Below are 21,860 nucleotides of genomic sequence, written 5' to 3'. Positions count from 1 at the left end.
CTAAGGGGGGATTTATATGTTTAAATGGATTAAAAGAGTTATTAAGTTAGCATTGTTACTCATAGTCTTAACACCAGTGATTGTACTTGTAGTTATGTACAAAGGATACAGTGCACCAGTAGATGATTTTAGTGCAAATGAAGGCTTATCATTTAATGATATTGCCAGCAACAAACTAGATGAGTTCATTGCTGATGAAAATGCCTTATCATTTGACTTTGTTTTAACAAGTAGTGAGGCGAATGCAGCATTAAAAGATATCTATGCAGCTGAAAATCCTGACTTTGGTAAAACAGATGAAACCATTGATTTAAATGCTAGAAAATATGCAATTGCCTTTGGTAACAACAATGGTGGTTTTAAAGGTGTAACCTTAGCGTTTAATGAAACTGGTCTTACAATAGAAGCCGGACTTGATGCAGGTTTTTCTAATATCTATTATCAAACAACACTTTATTTAGACTTAGATATTAATATCGAACAAGTTGAAGTTGATAACGAACTGATTACACAATATAAATTAACTATCAAAGAAATTAAGTTTGGTAACATGCCAATTTTATGGATGTATGATGCAGCTGACTTTATAGTAAGCCGTTTTACAGAAGATGGGCTTAACGGTTTAATTCAAAACGCAGTATCTGGTTTTGGTAACTATGATTTAAAAACAAAATCTATTTGGGTCAACACAAAAGACTTAATTAACTTAATATCCAAAGAAGATGATCCCAACAGACTCATGATAGAAGCACTACTTGGTTTTGTAGATGAAGAAGAATTATTAGTTTCAGGATTTGGTGAAGATGTCGGTGGTATTGGTATCGCACTCGGTAAGATGCGTTCAACTGAAACACCTTATCAAACAACAAACCAAATCAGTGATGAAACAGAATTAAATAATATGTTTGAGTCTCAGCTTACTACATTGTTGTTGTCATCTATTACAGGTGGATCTTCATTAAATTATGATATGCATGAAGAAACATTTAATCAATTAATTGAGTACTATGTGGGTGAATCCATGGATATGTCACAAACTTTTGAATTTGATGAAAATATCTATGTATTAGAAACACTACCTTTATATGCTAGATTTATTGATAATAGAGTACACTTTACAATTATTATGAAACTTTACAATCAAACTGATCCATCTAAAGTATTCCAAACAGATTTCACATTAGTATCTATACCTTCAATATCTGATGATAAACAAGATTTAGTATTTACAATTGATGTGATTCATATTGGCGATGATACAACCGTTACAAACAATAAAGTAGCAACCATACTAAATCTAGTTGGTGAAAACGAAATGATTGTTGGTAATCAAATTATTCTTAAAGATTTTATGGGTAACTTTGCAGGACAATCCACTACAGTGGATAGTGTAGCTGTTTCTGGTAAATACTTAAGATTTGTTGTAACGCCTACAGGCGCTAATGCAGCTATCCTAGCAGAACTACAAGATGCAATTGATGCAGCATTAACTACAATATTATTAAATCCTGATTATGCTGCATTAGAAGATGTTTATACAAATGATCCAACCGATACAGAAGGTTTACTAGATGCATTAAATACACTAACACCACAAGAACAACAAGCATTCTATAATTCACTTTATTTAACACTAGGCACTTCAGTTGATGTAGATAGTTTACTACCATAATTACTACCATAATAAATAATTTAAAAAATGAAGGGACATGACTTTAAAACATGTTCCTTCACTTTATTTATAAAGGCTTTAAAATATTCAAATATTTCCTTGATAACATACTAATTTATACCATTTGATATGATATAATAAGTATAATCATGTTGTAAATATTCTATTTAGAATAGATATAAATGATGATGTATTAAATGACGATTTAAATTAACAAAATTAATAAATTAAAAGATTTAGAATGATGCATGAACTTGAAGATTATGAAGAGGTGAAATATATGGAAAATCAATCAAATTTTATAAAAACAATTATGGAAAATGATTTAGAAACGGGCAAACATAAAGAGATTATCACACGCTTTCCGCCAGAACCAAATGGTTTTTTACATATTGGTCATGCTAGAGCAATTATTACTAACTTTGAACTCGCTAAAGTGTTTAACGGAAAAACAAATCTTAGATATGATGATACGAATCCATCTAAGGAAGATTCGATATATGTAGAAGCAATCGAACGTGATGTTAGATGGTTAGGTTATGAACCTTCAGCTATTTATTTTGCAAGTGATTATTTTACAGAAATGTTTGAACGTGCTAAGTTACTAATTAAAAAAGGTTTAGCTTACGTAGATGATCAAACTGCTGAAGAAATATCTAAAACAAGAGGCGATGTTGTCACACCGGGTATTGAGTCTCCTTATAGAAATAGAACTGTTGAAGAAAACTTGAAATTATTTGAAGAAATGGAAGAAGGAAAATATCCAGAAGGTTCCAAAGTACTTCGTGCAAAAATTGATATGACAAGTTCAAACATGAATATGCGTGATCCTGTTTTATACAGAATCAATTTTGCAACACATCATAATACTAAAGATAAATGGAAGATTTATCCTATGTATGACTATGCTCATCCGATTGAGGATGCCATTGAGGGTATTACACACTCTTTATGTTCTTTAGAGTTTGAAGACCATAGACCATTATATGACTGGGTTGTTAAAGAAACTGAAATGCCTTTAGTTCCTAGACAAATCGAGTTTGGACGTTTAGGTATTGAAAATACAGTCATGTCAAAAAGATATTTAAAACAACTTGTAGATTCTAAACTAGTAACTGGTTGGGATGATCCTAGAATGCCAACACTTTCTGGTTTACGTAAAAAAGGTTATACCAAAGAAGCTATTAGAGCGTTTATTTTGGCAACTGGATTAGGTAAAGTAAATAGTGAAGTCGAACTGGACATGCTTGAATCATTTGTTAGAGATGATTTGAATATGCGTGCTAAACGTGCATTTGCAGTCATTGATCCGATTAAAGTTACAATTACAAACTATCCAGAAGACAAAATTGAATATTTTGATGTACCGTTCCACAGTGAAAATGAATCACTAGGTAGCAGAAAAATAGCATTTTCTAAACACATCTATATTGATAGAGAAGACTTCTTAGAAGAAAGACCTGATAAGAAGTACAAACGTCTATCTTTAGGTAGAGAAGTTAGATTATTCCATACATACTTTATTCAAGCAAATGATGTAGTTAAAGATAGTGAAGGTAATATTACAGAAATACTTGCAACTTATGATGTAGCGACATTATCAGGTTCTGGTTTTAGTGAAAGAAAACCTGATGGGACCATTCATTTTGTAGAAGCAACAACAGCAATTCCTGCAACTTTTAACTTCTTTGGTCAACTACTTAAAAATGATAGTTCACTACCATTAGAAGAAAGATTTAACACAGAATCCTTAGCAGTAAAACAAGGTTTTATTGAAGGTAGCTTAAAAGATGTATTACATGAAGAAAAATTCCAATTCATTAGAAATGGATATTTCAACTGTTACTACAATAACGATAATAAATACATATTTAATGAAATTGTAGCGCTTAAGAAAAGTTATAAATAATATGAAGATGACTAATTGGTTAGAACAATTAAACCCACAACAAAAGAAGGCGGCCACCCATATAAGTGGCCCTCTTTTTGTCGTTGCAGGTGCCGGTACCGGTAAAACTAGAACACTAACCACTAGAATTGCATATTTAATTGAAGAACTAGGCGTAGCCCCAGATAGTATCTTAGCGGTAACATTTACCAATAAAGCAGCCAGAGAAATGAAAGAACGTATCGTTGAAATGGCTGGACCTTATGCGACAAATACATGGATATATACATTCCACGCGTTTGGCGTCAAAGTCTTAAGAAGAGATATTGAACATCTAAAAATGGGTTATACCGTTAACTTTAACATCATCGATGAAGATGATGCTAAAGCGATGGTTAGAAAGATTATTAAAGATTTAAACCTAGACACTAAATCTTATAAAGCAAACGCTATAAGACATAAAATATCTTTATTTAAGCATCTAAATATCGATTATTTTGATAATGCGAATGAAAGATTGGTATTAGAAAAATATACACATGAGCTCATCACCAATAATTTACTAGATTTTGATGATCTTCAAATACTTACCTATAAGTTATTTGATGAACATCAACATATATTAGAGTACTATCAAAACAAATTTAACTTTATTTTAGTCGATGAGTTCCAAGATACAGACCATCTACAGTATAAAATGATGAAACTACTTGCGGGAAAGCAAAAAAATCTATTTGTGGTAGGGGACCCTGATCAATCAATCTACGCCTTTCGTGGTGCAAACTATGATAATGCCAAATTCTTTTTAAATGACTTTAAAAATGAAGACGGTAGTAAAGCAGAGATTGTTCTAGACTTAAACTATAGATCAACTAAAGAAATATTAAAGTTTGCTAATAAGTTAATTACTAGCAATAAAAATAGACCCTTTTCAAAATCACTTGAAACAGATTTGGGAAATGGTTTAAAACCATTTATCTGGTCAGCACAAAGCGATTTAAACGAAGCTCAAATGATTGCCAATGAAATTGAAACACTTATCAAAGATGGTGGTTATAAATATTCTGATATTGCTATTTTATATAGAAATAATGCCTTAAGTAGAAGTTTTGAAGACGTCTTCATGAAATACAATATTCCTTATGTGTTATATGGTGGTATATCTTTTTATCAAAGAAAAGAAATTAAAGATATTCTAGCCTACATTAGATTAGTTGTAGATCCTAACTTAGACTTTTATTTAATGCGTATTATTAATACACCAAGAAGAGCTATTGGACCAACTACATTAAACAAACTTCAAAGTTATGCGAAAGAACATAACATGTCGATGTTTGATGCCATTGATTCATTTGATATATCCGGTAAAACAAAACAGTCCCTACTTGAGTTTAAAACCCTAATTTTAGAAATGAAATTTGACTTTCAAAACTTTACTGAGTTAGGCAAAGTAGTGGATTATGTAGCCTATAAAACAGGCTATAATCAAATGCTTGAAACGGATAAAGATGAATACTCAGAAGAACGTATTGAATACATTAAAGAATTAAAGAACCCATTTGTTCAAGCTGAAGCCTATTATGAGGGAACCTTCCTTGAAAAGCTCATGCAGCTTTTAGATCAAATTGCACTTTATAGTGACCTTGATAGAAATAAGGTCAGTGATGCAGTAGTACTCTCAACCTTCCACCAAGTTAAAGGCTTAGAATTTAAAGTGGTATTTATGACGGTTATGGAAGAACAAATTTTCCCTTCAAGTCAATCCTTTATGGACTTAAATGAACTAGAAGAAGAAAGACGTATCGCCTATGTAGGTGTTACAAGAGCTAAAGAAAGACTTTACTTAACCCGTAGTGAGAAAAGATTATTATATGGCGCATTAATTTATCCAAGACCATCTAGGTTCTTAAAAGAAATGATGCCTGAACAAGAAGTCTTTACTAAAAAGGGTAACTACACACCACAACAATCAACAAGTAGTAACTACCTAAAACCTGGTGATAGTGTCACACACCAAGTATTTGGTAAAGGTATTGTAGTGAGTGTAGATAAAGATATTGCAACAATCGCATTTAGTATGCCTCATGGTATTAAACAATTATTAGAGTCACATCCAAGTATTAAGAAAAACTGAAATTAAGCATGCGATTAGAAAAAATCGCATGCTTATTTTTATGAATTTTTATCTTTTTAAGTATGTTTGAAATTAGTTTCGTTTACAAGTTCGATTAAACATGCTATTATAACTGTTACGCATAAATTATTTACATAAGAAAGAGAGAATTTTATGAAGAAAATTAGCATCATCTTTACGTTATTGATGACACTCGTGTTAATAGCGTGTACAGAATTAACTGCTTATAAAATTGTTTTTGAAACCAATGGTGGAAATGATATTCAAGCCATTGAGTTTGAAAAAAGTTATGCTTTAGCAGAGATTGAAAAAGTAGTACCTGAAAAATCAGGATATACTTTTAATAGTTGGTATTTAGAAAGTGATTTAAATGAAGGTTCTAAATTATCAACTGATATTACAAGTTCAGTGACATTATATGCAAAATGGACAATCACTGAATATACAATTACATTACACCTAGATGGTGGTGTGATTCATCCTGAACAAGTATCCAAGTTTACAATACTAGATGAAGTCAATTTATTAACGCCTACTAAAGAGGGATTTAAATTCTTAGGATGGTCTATATCAAATACTGAAGCAAGTTTTGTAGATAAAGTAGAAGTCGGTTCTACAGAACATAAGAGTTTTTACGCTAAGTGGGAAAATTTAGGGGAAGTAGAAACTTTCGAAATTAGCTTTAAAAACCATGATAACGCGGTTTTACAAACGGTAGAAGTTGCATCAGGGGTAGTACCTGCATATACTGGTCAAACACCAACAAAGGAAGCAACACTTACACATACATTTGAGTTTACTGGTTGGGATAAGGCAGTTGTAGCAGCCACAGCAGATATAGTTTATGTTGCACAATTTAAAGAAGTTCCAATTACTTCTGGAACAACTTTTAATCCAGCATTACTTAACAGTATTTTTGGACTTGATGTATATGCATTAATTCCTGAAATTGTAACAAGCGATTATGAAGTGATTGATAACTCAAACGACTTATTTAATGATGTCTATATCGATGTTTTTGATTGGACAGAATCTGATTTAATGGCTTATGATGCCTTATTAGAAAATTTATTAACTTATGATGCCTTAGAAGATGCATATATATTAGGAGAACTATTTATTTATCTTTATGCAGATGATGAGATTGTTCCTGGTTCAATTATTTATGGTATTGGAATATATCAATATTTAGAAGATGAAACACCAGTTGATCCAGTGGATCCGGTTGGAGCTCCTTTTGATAAAGATGAATTAAACGGTATTTTTGGATTTGATATTTACGCTTTATTACCGGCAATTATTTCAGAGGATGTACTAATTACTGACTTAAGTGATGAAACATATATTGAAGTCTATGTGGATATCTTTACATGGTTAGATGCAGATGCTGATGCATATGATGCACTACTTAGCGGTAGTTTAGCATATGATGCAACAGAAGACGCGTATAAACTAGGTGACTATTTTGCATATATCTTCATTGATGAAGAAACATATCCTGGTCTAACCGTATTTGGTTTAGCTATTTATGGGGATAAAGCAGGTACTACACCGGTTGATCCAGTCGATCCGGTTGGAGCTCCTTTTGATAAAGATGAATTAAATGGCATTTTTGGATTTGATATTTACGCATTATTACCGGCAATTGTTTCAGAAGATGTACTAATTACTGACTTAAGTGATGAAACATATGTTGAAGTCTATGTGGATATCTTTACATGGTTAGATGCAGATGCTGATGCATATGATGCACTACTTAGCGGTAGTTTAGCATATGATGCAACAGAAGACGCGTATAAACTAGGTGACTATTTTGCATATATCTTCATTGATGAAGAAACATATCCTGGTCTAACCGTATTTGGTTTAGCTATTTATGGGGATAAAGCAGGTACTACACCGGTAGATCCAGTTGAACCTGAAATAGGTGAGTATTATAGCTTTAATGTTCAAGATACAACAAGTACTTTAGACGGAAGTTATAGAAATAATATTGATGTTACACTAAATTTTGCTAACAACACAAATAAGGTAATCGTAAAAGCAAGTCATATAGCAAATATTACTCAAACCGCACCAGGTGGTTTATCATTGGGTAAGATTTTTGCAGCTAATGTAAGTGGAAATGCAAACCCAACAGTATATCTAGAAATAGATGCACTAGGTAACTTAATTGATACAATGAGTTTTGAAATACAAGGAAGAACAGGCTTTAGTCCAAACTTAGCAGGTGCTAAACTACAAGTATTTAATAATGGTGTTTGGACAGATTTAGCTGGTGGAAATTTCTACAGCCAAATTGCTTCAAGTAAAACACTAATTACTATTTCTGGTATTAATGCATCTAAGTTTAGATTGTTATTCCAAGGTACAGGTGCTACATCTAACGGTGGTCAATTCATGATCTTTAATGTGAATTTATTAACGGGAAATGCACCAGCTCCAGTTTATGAATTATGGAGTGACGTGGTAACTGATTTAGAAGCTAAGTTTGATGATTTAGATTTCAATACTTATATGCCTGATTTTGCAGATCTAACTAATTTAAAAGTAACTAAAGTAAGTGACAAATCCTTTAAAGTTGTTGGTTCAACAACTTTAGATGTAAACACTTTATACACATCCTACATCAACCTCATATTAAACAAATCATTTGAAAAAAATGATGACTTATCCTTAGTAAGAGGACATGATGTTTATGTATATGTTGTCAATGATGATTTAGCATATGCAATGTACATCATTAAAGGTACTGAAAGTTTAGAAGTGTATATCTACCAATTTGATGCGGTAATGGACGATGTTGTTTTAGAAACACTTTCAAAACGTCAATCCATTAATGAATACGAAGTTTCTCAATTTGGTATGTCAGGTTTACCTTCAACTGGTACATATGATGTGCTAGTTGTACCAGTTGAAATTCAAAATGTACCATTTGAAGCAAGTTATAAAACCAAACTAGATAAAGTATTTAATGGTACAAGTCTAGATACAGGTTGGGAAAGTGTTTCAAGTTATTACTATAAGAGTAGTTTTGGTTTACTTGATTTAAATTTTGATATCTTAGATAAACACGTAACAAGCAATGTGAAAGCCTTCTATGAAGGTAAAGGTCAAGATGGTGATCAGTATGCTATTTTAGATGCATTAACAGCACTTGATAGTACAATTGATTTTAGTAAATATGACTCTAATAATGACGGTGTCATTGATTCAATCATCTTTATTTATTCAACTGATTACAATTATGATGTGGATCCATGGTGGGCTTGGGTATATGTATCTAACCCAGATATCGTTGGTAGCGTTAGTGAATTAGATGGTAAAAACTTTGAATACTATTTCTGGGCAAGTTATGATTTCATGAATGATGCATTACCAGGAAATAGTGATCTCATATTAAACAGTGAAACATACATTCATGAACTTGGTCACTTAATGGGTATAGTAGATTTCTATCCATATGAAGGCAACAACCAATATGGACCAATGGGTGGATTTGACATGATGGATTATAATGCAGGTGATCATGGTCCATTTAATAAATTAGTATTTGGTTGGTTACAACCACTTGTAGCTCAAAAAGGAACTTATCAAGTAACACTTGATAGTTACTCAACAGATACAGATGGTTTAAACAGTACATTATTAATTCCGTTTAACTCAAGTGATTTAAATGATGGTAATGCATTTGACGAATATTTACTTGTTATGTTCTATACACCAAACGGATTATATAGTGCACATTCGGGATTAGAATATATTCCAAGTAATGCGGGTATTGTAGTGTATCATATTGATGCAAGACTTACATCTAACCCGGTATTTTGGGGAGAATACTTTAGAAATAATAACGAAGGTGCTTCAAGTTTCATCAATCAAATCTTAGAAGCAGATAAAAACAACTCAATTCCAGGTAATGGTTCCATTAAGCAAAGTGACCTACTTACAAGTGGTACATTAAACTTAAATACTTACTCATGGAATCAAGGTGGTAAAATCAACGTTTCTTTAACAGTTGCATCCTTATTTAATAATAGTTCTGAAAATGTTACTCTAACAGTTTCAGTCGCATAAATATTTAAACATAAGCCACAATCTTTAATTTTGATTGTGGTTTTTACTTTATAAAAGTATTTTTAGCATGTTATATCTACTATAAAATTAAAGGAGGTATAAACGTGTTATTAAATAAAGAACAAGAACTTGCAGTAACATCTAATGAAAGATGTATATTTTTAATTGCAGGTGCTGGTAGTGGAAAAACTAGAGTTATTGTGGAAAGAATTAAGCGGTTGATTTTAAATGGAGTGGATCCAAATGAAATCTTATGTATTACATTTACCAATAAAGCAACCGATGAGATGAAAGAAAGACTTAAAGGCTATGATGTAGCAACGCACACCTTTCATGGGTATTGTTACCAGGTCTTAAGTAGTCATAAAATATTTCAAGTATTTGAGTATAATAATGAATTTAGTCCGGATGAGGTACTTAAGGTTGCAACTTATAAAAATAGTTTAAAAACAAGTAAGAAACCCAAAATATATGATACATATGAGGCGTACTTAAATACACGTAACTTACTAGATTTTGATGACCTAATGATTGAAGCATTTCCGTATATGGGTAATCATCCATTTAAACATATATTTATAGATGAGTTTCAAGATACCAATCTACTACAATATGAACTCCTAAAGAGGATGTTTAAAGAAGGTGTACATATATTTGCAGTAGGAGACCCTGACCAATCTATTTATGCATTTAGGGGTGCGAGAGTAGAACTTATCGGTAAATATATCAAAGATTACGCTGCAAAATTACTGAAGTTAGAAATGAATTACCGGTCAAATCCATGGATTCTAGAAGTATCTAACAAACTCATCAAGAAAAACATGAATCGCTATAAAAAGCGATTAATTGGTATTAAAGATAAGAGTCATGTACCTATAACTTATGTTGGTAACAAGGATAGACTGTATGAAGAGATTATCAATTTAATTAAAAAATATAAATTATTTGATGCAGTTATTTTATTTAGAAATCATTATCAAATAGCTTACTTAAAACAACTACTTAAAAGACATTATTTATTTAGTGTTAGATTTTTAAGCTTCCATGAATCTAAAGGTCTTGAATTTAGGGCTGTATTTATTGTTGGAATAGAAGACCTTCCTTATGATAAAATAAATATTTATAAAAATACAGAAGAAGAAAGAAGGTTATTGTTTGTTGGTATGACACGTGCTATGGACTACTTATTTATGTTTTCAACTATGAAAACAACATTTATAAGAAATACAAATATGAAAATAAAGTATGTGTAAAATTACCGTATTGTCCTGCTAAAATATTCATGACACAGGCGGCCTCGTGGTATAATAATCTAAAGGTGATAATTATGGACATACAGACTAGAATCAAAGAGCTAAGAAAACAAATCAATGAAGCAAACTACCTATATCATACAAAAGATCAACCGATTATTAGTGATTTTGTCTATGATGGATTAATGCGTGAATTGATTGAACTTGAAACTAAATATCCAGAATATGATGATGAAACATCTCCAACTAAAAAAATTGGTGGTGTTGTTTTAGATGCCTTTAAAAAGCATACACATACGGTACCAATGATGAGTTTATCTAATATCTTTAACAAAGAAGAGTTAAAGGTCTTTTATGATAGAATTCAAAAAGTTATACCAAACACTAGTTTTACAACAGAGCTTAAAATAGATGGTTTAGCAGTAACGCTTATTTATGAAAAAGGTATATTTAAAAAGGCAGCGACTCGTGGTAATGGTGTGGTGGGTGAAGATATTACTGAAAATGTTAAGACCATTAAAACCTTACCACTACAATTATCTAAACCTTTAGATATTGAAGTACGTGGTGAAATTTATATGTCTCATAAGACATTTAAAGAAGTGAATTTAGAACGTGCTAATAGCAATCTAGATTTATTTGTAAATCCTAGAAATGCAGCAGCCGGTACAGTCAGACAACTAGATTCTAAAGTGGTTGCTAAAAGAAGGTTGGATCTCTTTACCTACACTGTAGTAGGTGCAAGTAATTTTAATAGCACACAAAAAGAAACCTTAGAGTTTTTATCAGAACTAGGTTTTCCAGTAAATCCTCATTATAAACTTGTTGATAATTTAGATGCATTATCAGATGCTATTGATAACTATGACATTTTAAGAAAAACATTACCTTATGATACAGATGGTGTAGTTATTAAAGTCAATCAGTTTGAACATTATGAAACGATTGGTTACACGGCTAAATATCCTAAGTATGCAGGCGCATATAAGTTTGAGGCTGAAAAACAAATTACTAAAGTTGAAGATATTATCTTTCAAGTAGGGCGTACTGGTGTAATTACACCGGTGGCTGTATTAACACCAGTATTTATATCAGGTTCTTTAGTATCTAGAGCTACACTACATAACGAAGATTATATATTAAATAAAGACATTCGAATTGATGATCAAGTATTAGTTCATAAAGCAGGTGAAATTATACCTGAGGTGATTGAAGTTGTACTAGGTAGTAGAACCAATCAAGCACCATTTGAAATGGTTAAACATTGTCCAGCCTGTGAATCTAATTTAGTTAGAAAACAAGGTGAAGCAGACTATTATTGTGCAAATGATAATTGTCCAGGTAAAAATGTATTTGGGCTTATTCATTTTGCAAGTAGAGCTGCTATGGATATTGATACATTAGGAGAAAAAGTTGTTGAACTCTTACATGACCAAACCTATCTTCAAACCATACCAGATATCTATAAATTACATACCTTTAAAGATCAATTAGAAGAACTACCTGGATTTGGTAAAAAGAAGGTAGAAAAACTGCTTAATGCCATTGAAGCATCTAAGATGCAAACCTTAGATAGACTTATCTTTGGATTGGGTATTAAGAATGTAGGTGCCAAAGTAGCTAAAACATTATTAAATCATTATCCATCCATCACGTTATTAGCTGATGCGAAGTATGAGGATTTAATTCAAATACCTGATATTGGTCCAGAAATTGCAGATAGTGTAACAACTTATTTTTCTAATGAATCAAACCAACATATGTTAGAAGAATTAAAAAACTTAGGACTACAAATGACTTACAAAATAGATGTTGTTACAACACATCCATTTAATGGTAAGACATTTGTTGTTACAGGTACGTTAGATGATTTTTCAAGAACTGAGGCAAGTGATATCATTGAAAAATTAGGTGGCAAGGTTAGTGGATCTGTTTCTAAAAAGACAGATTATGTTTTAGCAGGTAAAGAGGCTGGTTCTAAACTGACCAAAGCATTAGAACTGGGTATAGAAGTTATGGATGAGGCTACATTCAAGGTGAAGATTAATGAATAATGATTGGTTACGCATTAAAGGCGCAAGAGAAAATAATTTAAAAAATATAGACTTAGATATTCCTAAAAACAAACTGGTTGTTATGACTGGTGTTTCTGGTAGTGGTAAGTCAAGTTTAGCATTTGACACGATCTATCAAGAAGGTCAAAGACGCTATATGGAGTCGTTATCTAGTTATGCTAGACAGTTTTTAGGTAACTATGAAAAACCGGATGTTGACTCAATAGAAGGTTTATCACCAAGTATTTCAATTGACCAAAGAACAACGTCTAATAACCCAAGATCTACAGTTGGTACGGTAACTGAGATCTATGATTACTTTAGATTACTATACGCTCGTGTAGGGGTTCCGTATTGTCCGGGATCTGATACACCTGTAACCAAACAAACCATCGAAGAAATGACACTTCGTGTTTTAAAACTACCTGAAAATTCTAAGGTAATTATTGTAGCACCTACAATTAATAGACAAAAAGGCACACATAAAGAAAAATTAGCTAGCTGGTTAAAAGAAGGCTTTACGCGTGTTTGGGTCGATGGTCAAGTACACTTAATTGAAGAGATGGAAACATTAGATAAAAATAAATTTCATGATATTGCAGTAGTCATTGATAGATTAGTCATTAAAGAAGGTATTAGATCTAGAGTATATGATGCTATGGAGATGGCTGCTAAATTTGGTGAAGGTAAAACTCGAATCATCGTAAACGAACATGAAGTAATTGATTTTAGTGAGCGCTTCTTTTGTGAGGGCAGTGATTTTACAATACCTGAACTAGAACCTAGATTATTTTCATTTAATACACCAATTGGTGCTTGTCCACACTGTAATGGTTTAGGACTAAAAATGGAAGTTGCTAAAGAATTAGTTGTTAATCCTGAAAAAGGATTACTTGATGGTGGTATTATTCCTTATCGTCACGCAGATGAAAATAACTTAAACATTCAAGAAATTGAAACTGTGTGTGCACACTATGGTATTGATCCTTACCAACCAATTAGAGAAATACCAGAAGATAAGTTAGATATTATCCTTTATGGTACAAAAGAAAAAATTGAATTTAGTTTAGTATCTAATAGCGGTAGACGTCATGAAAAACGTGTTAAGTTTGAAGGGATTATTGAAAACTTAAACAGAAGATATATTGAAACCACATCCGATTGGATTCGTAAATGGATTGAATCCTTTATGTCTGAATCTACTTGTCCTGTATGTAAGGGACACCGTTTAAATGAAGCGGCATTATCTGTAAAGATTAAAAAATTAAATATTAGCGAAATGATGGATAAACCAGTCGAAGAACTCAAAGATTTAATTTTTAATCTCGATTTAAACAACGAACAACAACAAATTTCAAAACTATTACTTGAAGAAATTGGTCACCGCCTTATCTTCTTAGATGATGTAGGATTAGGCTACTTAAATCTAGCACGTGGTGCAGCCACCCTTTCAGGTGGTGAGGCACAACGTATTCGATTAGCTACTCAAATTGGTTCAAAACTTTCAGGTGTATTATATGTCTTAGATGAACCAAGTATTGGTTTACATCAAAAAGATAATGAAAGACTTATCAACTCACTTAAAAAAATGAGAGATCTTGGTAATACTTTAATTGTTGTAGAACACGATCATGACACCATGTTAGAATCTGATTATTTAGTCGATATTGGACCATATGCTGGTGAACACGGTGGACTTATTATGGCTGCTGGAACCCCACAAGAAGTTATGGATAATCCAAACAGTTTAACTGGTAAATATTTAAAAGGTGAACTTAAAGTAGAAGTACCTAAGGTAAGACGTAAAGGTAACGGAAAAGATATCATGATTATTGGTGCTAAAGAAAATAATCTAAAAGATATTTCGGTTGCTATACCATTATCTAAGTTAACACTTGTTACAGGAGTATCTGGTAGTGGTAAGTCTACATTAGTGAATGAAATTTTATTAAAAGGACTTCGACAAAAATTATATCGTTCTAAAGAATTAGCAGGACGACATGATATGATTCAAGACTATGGTTATATTGATAAAATTATAGAAATATCACAATCCCCAATCGGCTATAACCCAAGAAGTAACCCTGCAACATATACGGGTGTATTTGATGACATTAGAGATGTCTTCGCACTTACCAATGAAGCTAAGATGCGCGGTTATAAAAAGGGCAGATTTTCATTTAACGTACGTGGTGGACGTTGTGAACATTGTAGCGGTGATGGTGTGATTAAAATTAGTATGCACTTCTTACCAGATGTTTATGTACCATGTGAGGTTTGTGGAGGCACAAGATATAATCATGAAACCCTTCAAATAAAATACCGTGGTAAGTCTGTTGCTGATGTATTAGATATGACAATTGATGAAGCTGTAAGTTTCTTTGAAAACCATCCTAAGATTTATGATAAACTAAAGACCATTCAAGATGTAGGTTTAGGTTACATTAGGTTAGGACAATCCGCACCAACCTTATCTGGTGGTGAGGCACAACGTGTGAAACTTGCATCAGAACTCTATAAACGTATTACATCTAAAACATTATTTATTCTAGATGAACCTACAACCGGACTACATACAGATGACGTAAAACGCTTAGTAAGCGTATTACACAGAATTGTAGACCAAGGAGCAACTATGGTTGTCATAGAGCATAACTTAGATGTGATCAAGAATGCAGACCATATTATCGACTTAGGTCCAGATGGTGGTCAAGCAGGTGGTTATATTGTAGGTATGGGTACACCAGAAGAGTTAGCTAAAAATATGAATAGTTATACTGGAAGATATTTAAAAGATTTATTATAAGGAAAAATGACTTATGCAAAATGATTCAAACGATCCAAATAAAAATGAAGACAATAAGGATAAAATCATTCGTAAAAAAAAGGCGATTATTGGTTACCAATTAGGGCTTATTTTACACATGAATTTTGGTTACCATGTATTACTACTTACCATTATTAACTTTTTAGTAGGTGGTATAGTCGTAGGACTATCCTCAAGATTTTATCCAATCATTCAATTTGAATCGATTGAATCCTTTGTAGTAGCTATGTTATTATTTACAAGTATTGAAGTATTTATCAAAGGACTCATGGTAAGATACTTATACAGATTTGTACTCATGACATTTGGTCTCATGTTTTACTTAAGTAATCTCTTATCCTTTTATTTAGTTGACTTAAGTATCAGCCAAATATCATTTCTTTATAATGGTTCCAACATTTTCGCATTTACATTCATCTTTATGATGATTAGATTATTATTTACAACATATGTAAGAAAATCCAAGTGGATTCAGAAAGGGGCATCTCATGGCTTATAAAAATTCAATTAGACTTAAAAAAATAGCACATGACTTAAATTTAAAAATAGTGGCAGGTTTTGACGGAGAGGATAGACGTGTAGAAGTAGAAATGCTTAGCAGACCCGGTGTTGAGTTTGCTGGATTCTTAGACTTTTTTGATCCACAACGTATTTTACTTATCGGTTCAAAAGAAGCACACTTTTTGATGTTACTAGATGAACAAGTTCAAATTGAGCGTGTAGATGCAGTACTTAAACTACAACCACCTGCAGTGATATTTAGTATTAATGTGGATATCCCACAATACTTTATGGACTTAGGTAATAAGTATCATGTACCACTTTATAAATCCAATGAACGTACAACACCAATTAACTCAAAACTATATTCTTATTTACGTAGTGCACTTGCACCACGTGAAAGTATTCATGGTACGTTACTAGATATTTATGGCATGGGTACATTAATTATTGGTAAATCCGGTGTAGGTAAATCTGAAACTGCTCTGGAACTGATTAAAAGAAATCATATTTTAGTTGCTGATGATCGAGTGGATGTTTATGAAACAGCTCCAGGTGTGATTATTGGTCAAGCACCAAAAATACTAGAGCGCTATATAGAAATACGCGGTATTGGTATTGTAGATGTGGTTCAAATGTTAGGTGCTGGAGCATTTAGAGAAAACAAAAAAATTAGATTAGTGATTGAATTAGAACATTGGGATAAGTCTAAAACTTATGACCGACTAGGTATTGAAACTCAAAACTATACTATTTTTGGTACCGAAATACCAAAGATTACGATTCCAGTTTTACCAGGACGTAATAACGCAACCCTAGTAGAATCTGCAGCAATGAATCAAAAGTTAAAATATTTAGGTTATAACGCAGCAGAAACACTTATACAAAACGTAGCAGCAAAAGCTGCAAAAGGAGCAGAAGACGATGATGACGACATTTAAAAAATACCAAGGTTATATTGTATATGGTGGAATCACCTTATTATTCCTACTACTTATACTGATTGCTACCTTTGGTACTGCCCCTTATAGTGGCACTGCATTTGAACTTGGTTCATTTAGTGTACAGTGGTATGCAGTATTTATTTTATCAGGTATTATTAGTGCTTCAGTTTTAGCTTATTTAGAACTTACTAGATATCACCAAGATCCTAACATTCTTTGGGACGGTTTATTAGTCTTTGTACCTTCTGCAGTAATTGGTGCAAGACTTTGGTACGTGTTATTTAATTTAGATAAATATAACGGGGATATCCTTCGCATGTTAGACGTTACAGAAGGTGGATTAGCTATTCATGGAGCGATTATCGTCGTAGTACTAGGTTTAATTTTATTTGCTAAAAAGAAGAAAATAGACTATTTCTTTGTGCTTGATATGGTTGGACCGGGTTTCTTAATTGGTCAAATCTTTGGCCGTTGGGGTAACTTTATGAACCGTGAACTTTACGGTCCAGTAATTGATAATCTAAACTGGTTACCACCATTTATTAGAGATAACATGAATATAGGTGGTGCCTTTAGACACCCAACGTTTCTTTATGAAAGTAGTTGGAATCTTTTAGGGCTTATACTTATCTTAGTATTTAGAAGAAAGAAACAAGTTAAAATTGGTGACATCATTTCCTTTTATTTAGTATGGTATGGCATTGGCCGTATTCCAACTGAAATCTTAAGAATGAATAGTGGTGTACCGGAACCGTTAATGATGTTTAATATCCCAACGAGTATTGCAACCTCAGTAGGGCTTATCATTGCTGGGTTAGCAATCTATTTATACAGAACACTTAAAGTTAAAAACCGTATTGCATATAATGACTACGGTAGAAAAGCTGTATTATTTGATTTAGATGGTACCTTACTAGATACCATAGATCTTATCTACAAAAATATTACAGCTACTTTTAAAGTCCATTTTCCAAACAAGAAGTTAACCGATGAAGAATTAAAAGCATTTGTTGGACCAACATTAGATGAATCGTTTGGATGGTATGAAAAAGATAACAAAAAACTACAAGCAATGATTAAAACCTATAGAGAAATTAATGAAGTAAATCATAAAGTTAAGGTAGAGAGTTTTGAAAATGCCCTTACTGTTTTAAAAACTTTAAAAGAACATGATTATCTCATAGGTATTGTAAGTAGTAAGATACACAAATTTGTAAAACTAGGCTTAGAACAAAATGATTTAATGCAATATGTGGATGTGATTATTGGTTCCGATGAATCGCCTAAACATAAACCGGATCCACTACCAATCAATATGGCACTTGAAAGATTAAATGTTAGTCCTTCAAATGCTGCTTATGTAGGGGATCATCCAAATGATATCCTAGCAGCCAAAGCTGCAAATGTAAAATCTATCGGAGTAGGTTATTCCGTGCATTATGAAGCACTCTTGGGTGCAAAACCAGACGTTGTAGTTGATAACTTAGAAAAACTACTCTATATATTTTAAGAGGTAATAATAAATGATTTATGATGTATTAATAATTGGTTCAGGTCCTGCAGGTATGACGGCAGCAATTTATGCAAAGCGTGCGAATTTAAAAGTCATGATGTTTGAAAAAGGCGCACCAGGTGGTCAAATAGTCGATACTGCAGAAGTTGAAAACTACCCAGGATTTACAAAAGCTAAGGGCTATGAACTTGCAACATCTATGTTTGAACATGTATTAAATTTAGGTGTAGAAGTTAAGTTTGAAGAAGTACTTGAAATTAAAGATTTAGGCACTACAAAACAAATAGTTACAGCACATGAAACATTTGAATCGAAAGCTATTTTAATTACTACAGGTGTAGTACCTAGAAGATTAGACATACCAGGTGAAATGAATTACACTGCACAAGGTATTTCATGGTGTGCTATTTGTGATGGTCCATTATATAAAGATAAAAAAGTGGTTGTTATTGGTGGCGGAAACTCCGCTGTAGAAGAAGCACTATTCTTATCTAATATTGCGAGTCATGTCACAGTGGTACAAAACCTACCATATTTAACAGCGGATAAAAAAGCTCAAGACTTACTGATGCATGCTAAAAATGTTGATTTTATCTTTAATGCAGAAACAAAAGAATTTGTTGGTGATGATAACTTAAAAGGTGTTAAAGTATCGGTTGCTGGTAAAGAACAAGTTATTGACACGGATGGTGTCTTTGAGTACGTTGGATTAATCCCTGCAACATCGTTTTTAAAGGATTTAAACATCTTAAACGAGTTTGGCTACATCCTAACTGGTGAAGACTTCCAAACGCCTTGTAAGGGCATATTCGCTGCAGGCGATGTAACAGTTAAAAAGATTAGACAAATTGTTACTGCAGTCAGTGATGGTGCAATTGCAACACAAAATATTATCAAATATATTGAAAATTTATAATTAAAGGAAATGATTAAATTTGAGTTATGCTAAAGAAGTTAAAAATGAACTCATCCAACTAAATACAACCAATGAAGAACAACTAGCTGAACTCTCTGCGATGATCGATTTAGGTACGGAACTTTCTATTTCAGAAGGTGTACCAACGCTTTGGTTTAAATCAAATAACCCTACTGTTGCAAGAAGGTTTTTAAAACTGCTCAAACAACAATACAAAATTGATTCTACCTTACTTACCAAACAGCAAGGTAGTTTTAATAAAGGACATCAAGTTCGATTAGGCATTCAAGAATCCTTGAAACAAATTATGCAAGAGCACGGCATCTTAGGTGATAAAGACGCCTCTGAATTCTTAACCGTTTCTCAAGAAGCTCAACTAAGTTATTTAAGAGGTGCATTCTTAGTATCTGGTTCTGTAAATGATCCTAAAAAGGCCGAGTATCATTTAGAAATATATTCTGAAAACTCAGATACGATATTAAAGATACAACGTTTAATGAACTTCATTGATATGGATGCTAAAATTACGAAGCGACGTAAAGGGTTTATCGTGTATTTAAAAGACGTCAATAAAATAGAAGACTTCTTAAGATATATTGGTGCATCTCAAACTGTATTTGAATTTGAAGATATACGTATTAAAAGAGATTTTAATAACTCAATTAACCGTATATTAAACTGTGAGATTGCTAATGAGAAAAAAACAATTGTAGCAGCCAATAGTCAGTTAGAAGATATTGAATTCATCGAAAAGTATCACATGAGATTAAATGATAAACTACTTCAAGTGATTCACCTAAGAAAAACACATCCAGATGCATCACTCATGGAACTTATTGATGAGTATGAAGTACTCTATGGTGAAACCATTACAAAATCAGGACTAAATCACCGATTTAAAAAAATCAAAGATTTAGCAAATGAGTTAAGAAACGAGGGATAACATGATACATGCTATCGGTACAGATTTAGTTGAATTGGAAAGAATTAAATCTATTGGCATCGACCGCTTTAAAGATAAAATATTGAATGAAGATGAGAAGAACGAATATGCCAAAATCAACCATGAAAATAGAAAACTAACCTATTTAGCTGGTAGATTTGCTGTCAAAGAATCTTTATTTAAATGCTTTAAAGCAGGGGATAAAACGGCTAATTATAAGGATTTTTCAGTACTAAATGACAGTGTAGGGGCACCTTATGTTGTATCTAAACATACAAGTGATTTTGTAGTACATATTACAATAAGTCACACAAACCTTTATGCTATCGCATTTGTTGTATTAGAAACTAAAGTTTAGGTTGTAAAATTGATGATATTTAAGTATAATATTATTGCGTAAAAATTTAAGGATGTGAAAAACATGGCAAGAATAAATAAAAAAGATGTTAAAAAACCTGTTAAACAAGAAAAAGTAGAAAAAAGCTTATCAGGTATTAAAGAAGAATCAGAAAAAGGCGAATTATTTTTCAAAATTGTATTAATTATTATGGCGGTTGCAATGGTCTCTGTTGTGCTATATTTTGTAATTGATGCAATTATATCGAGTGGAAAAAATAAAGATCCATTCCGTTATGAAGGATCAAACTATGTATTAGTAGATGATATTACTAAAATATCAAACCGTGAAAACTTTGAAAATCTTACTCATAAAGGTTTAAAATATACACTTGATAGATATGCTAATGTTTATATCTTATTCTATTCAGAAAAAGATACAAACTCATGGCAACCAGGTGCACTTGATGTGGCTGATGATATCATGGCTTTAGACACTGTTAAAAAGGTAAAATTTGACGATTTTGAATTCACTGTAATTAACGATGAATATGTTCTATTCTTTGTGAATGTGGATAATCCTGCAAATGAAAGCTGGCAAGCAGTTGTTGATGTTTCTGCTGGACAAGCTTCAAGAGCAACAATCCCTGTGTTATTACACGTATTTAATGGTGAAGACTTAAATTGGTACGGACCTTTTGACCAAGTAGGCCAAAACAAACGTGCTGAAGATAAATTAACAGACGTATTAAACGAATTAAATTAACCATTCATAAAGGGAAATCAATTTTTCCCTTTATTT

General features: G+C 32.3%; 14 protein-coding genes. All 14 read left to right on the top strand.

Annotated features, from left to right (window positions below; translation table 11 throughout):
- Window positions 1-16: 16 nt before the first annotated feature.
- A complete protein-coding gene (locus ACL_RS06695) occupies window positions 17-1,672 on the top strand; it encodes a hypothetical protein (RefSeq protein WP_012243276.1) in 1,656 nt (551 codons plus the stop codon).
- Between the two features lie 280 nt (window positions 1,673-1,952).
- The gene (locus ACL_RS06690; protein WP_012243275.1) at window positions 1,953-3,581 is read left to right on the top strand and encodes a glutamine--tRNA ligase/YqeY domain fusion protein; all 1,629 of its coding nucleotides are present in this window, start codon (window positions 1,953-1,955) and stop codon (window positions 3,579-3,581) included.
- A 1-nt stretch (window position 3,582) separates the two neighbouring features.
- Window positions 3,583-5,694, top strand: a complete 2,112-nt coding sequence (locus ACL_RS06685) for a UvrD-helicase domain-containing protein (RefSeq protein ID WP_012243274.1) — start codon at window positions 3,583-3,585, stop codon at window positions 5,692-5,694.
- 153 nt (window positions 5,695-5,847) lie between these two features.
- Window positions 5,848-9,771, top strand: coding sequence for an InlB B-repeat-containing protein (locus tag ACL_RS06680; RefSeq protein WP_012243273.1), 3,924 nt, complete (start codon window positions 5,848-5,850; stop codon window positions 9,769-9,771).
- Between the two features lie 104 nt (window positions 9,772-9,875).
- On the top strand, window positions 9,876-11,024 hold the full coding sequence (locus ACL_RS06675; protein WP_012243272.1) for an ATP-dependent helicase: 1,149 nt from the start codon (window positions 9,876-9,878) through the stop codon (window positions 11,022-11,024).
- Window positions 11,025-11,098: 74 nt separating this feature from the next.
- Window positions 11,099-13,078 carry an NAD-dependent DNA ligase LigA gene (ligA, locus tag ACL_RS06670; protein WP_012243271.1) on the top strand — a complete coding sequence of 660 codons (1,980 nt, stop codon included), beginning with the start codon at window positions 11,099-11,101 and terminating at the stop codon, window positions 13,076-13,078.
- A complete protein-coding gene (gene uvrA, locus ACL_RS06665; protein WP_012243270.1) occupies window positions 13,071-15,884 on the top strand; it encodes an excinuclease ABC subunit UvrA in 2,814 nt (937 codons plus the stop codon). Before ligA ends, uvrA begins: the two co-directional genes overlap by 8 nt.
- Window positions 15,885-15,897: 13 nt before the next feature.
- Window positions 15,898-16,404 carry an integral membrane protein gene (locus ACL_RS06660; protein WP_012243269.1) on the top strand — a complete coding sequence of 169 codons (507 nt, stop codon included), beginning with the start codon at window positions 15,898-15,900 and terminating at the stop codon, window positions 16,402-16,404.
- A complete protein-coding gene (gene hprK, locus ACL_RS06655) occupies window positions 16,394-17,347 on the top strand; it encodes an HPr(Ser) kinase/phosphatase (RefSeq protein ID WP_012243268.1) in 954 nt (317 codons plus the stop codon). Before ACL_RS06660 ends, hprK begins: the two co-directional genes overlap by 11 nt.
- Entirely contained in the window at window positions 17,331-18,860 is a 1,530-nt protein-coding gene (gene lgt, locus ACL_RS07355) for a prolipoprotein diacylglyceryl transferase (protein WP_049751964.1), read from the top strand. Before hprK ends, lgt begins: the two co-directional genes overlap by 17 nt.
- Before the next feature lie 13 nt (window positions 18,861-18,873).
- Window positions 18,874-19,779: an NAD(P)/FAD-dependent oxidoreductase gene (locus ACL_RS06645; RefSeq protein WP_012243266.1), complete on the top strand. Its 906-nt coding sequence runs from the start codon at window positions 18,874-18,876 to the stop codon at window positions 19,777-19,779.
- A gap of 19 nt (window positions 19,780-19,798) precedes the next feature.
- Window positions 19,799-20,722, top strand: coding sequence for a DNA-binding protein WhiA (gene whiA, locus ACL_RS06640; RefSeq protein WP_041634395.1), 924 nt, complete (start codon window positions 19,799-19,801; stop codon window positions 20,720-20,722).
- A 1-nt stretch (window position 20,723) separates the two neighbouring features.
- Entirely contained in the window at window positions 20,724-21,080 is a 357-nt protein-coding gene (gene acpS / locus ACL_RS06635; RefSeq protein ID WP_012243264.1) for a holo-ACP synthase, read from the top strand.
- A gap of 63 nt (window positions 21,081-21,143) precedes the next feature.
- Complete coding sequence (locus ACL_RS06630) at window positions 21,144-21,824, top strand: hypothetical protein (protein ID WP_012243263.1); 681 nt, start codon at window positions 21,144-21,146, stop codon at window positions 21,822-21,824.
- Window positions 21,825-21,860: the final 36 nt, after the last annotated feature.

Origin of the sequence: Acholeplasma laidlawii PG-8A, from assembly GCF_000018785.1 — a bacterium.
GTDB lineage: Bacteria > Bacillota_I > Bacilli_A > Acholeplasmatales > Acholeplasmataceae > Acholeplasma > Acholeplasma laidlawii.
This window is presented reverse-complemented; position numbering and strand designations above follow the sequence as displayed.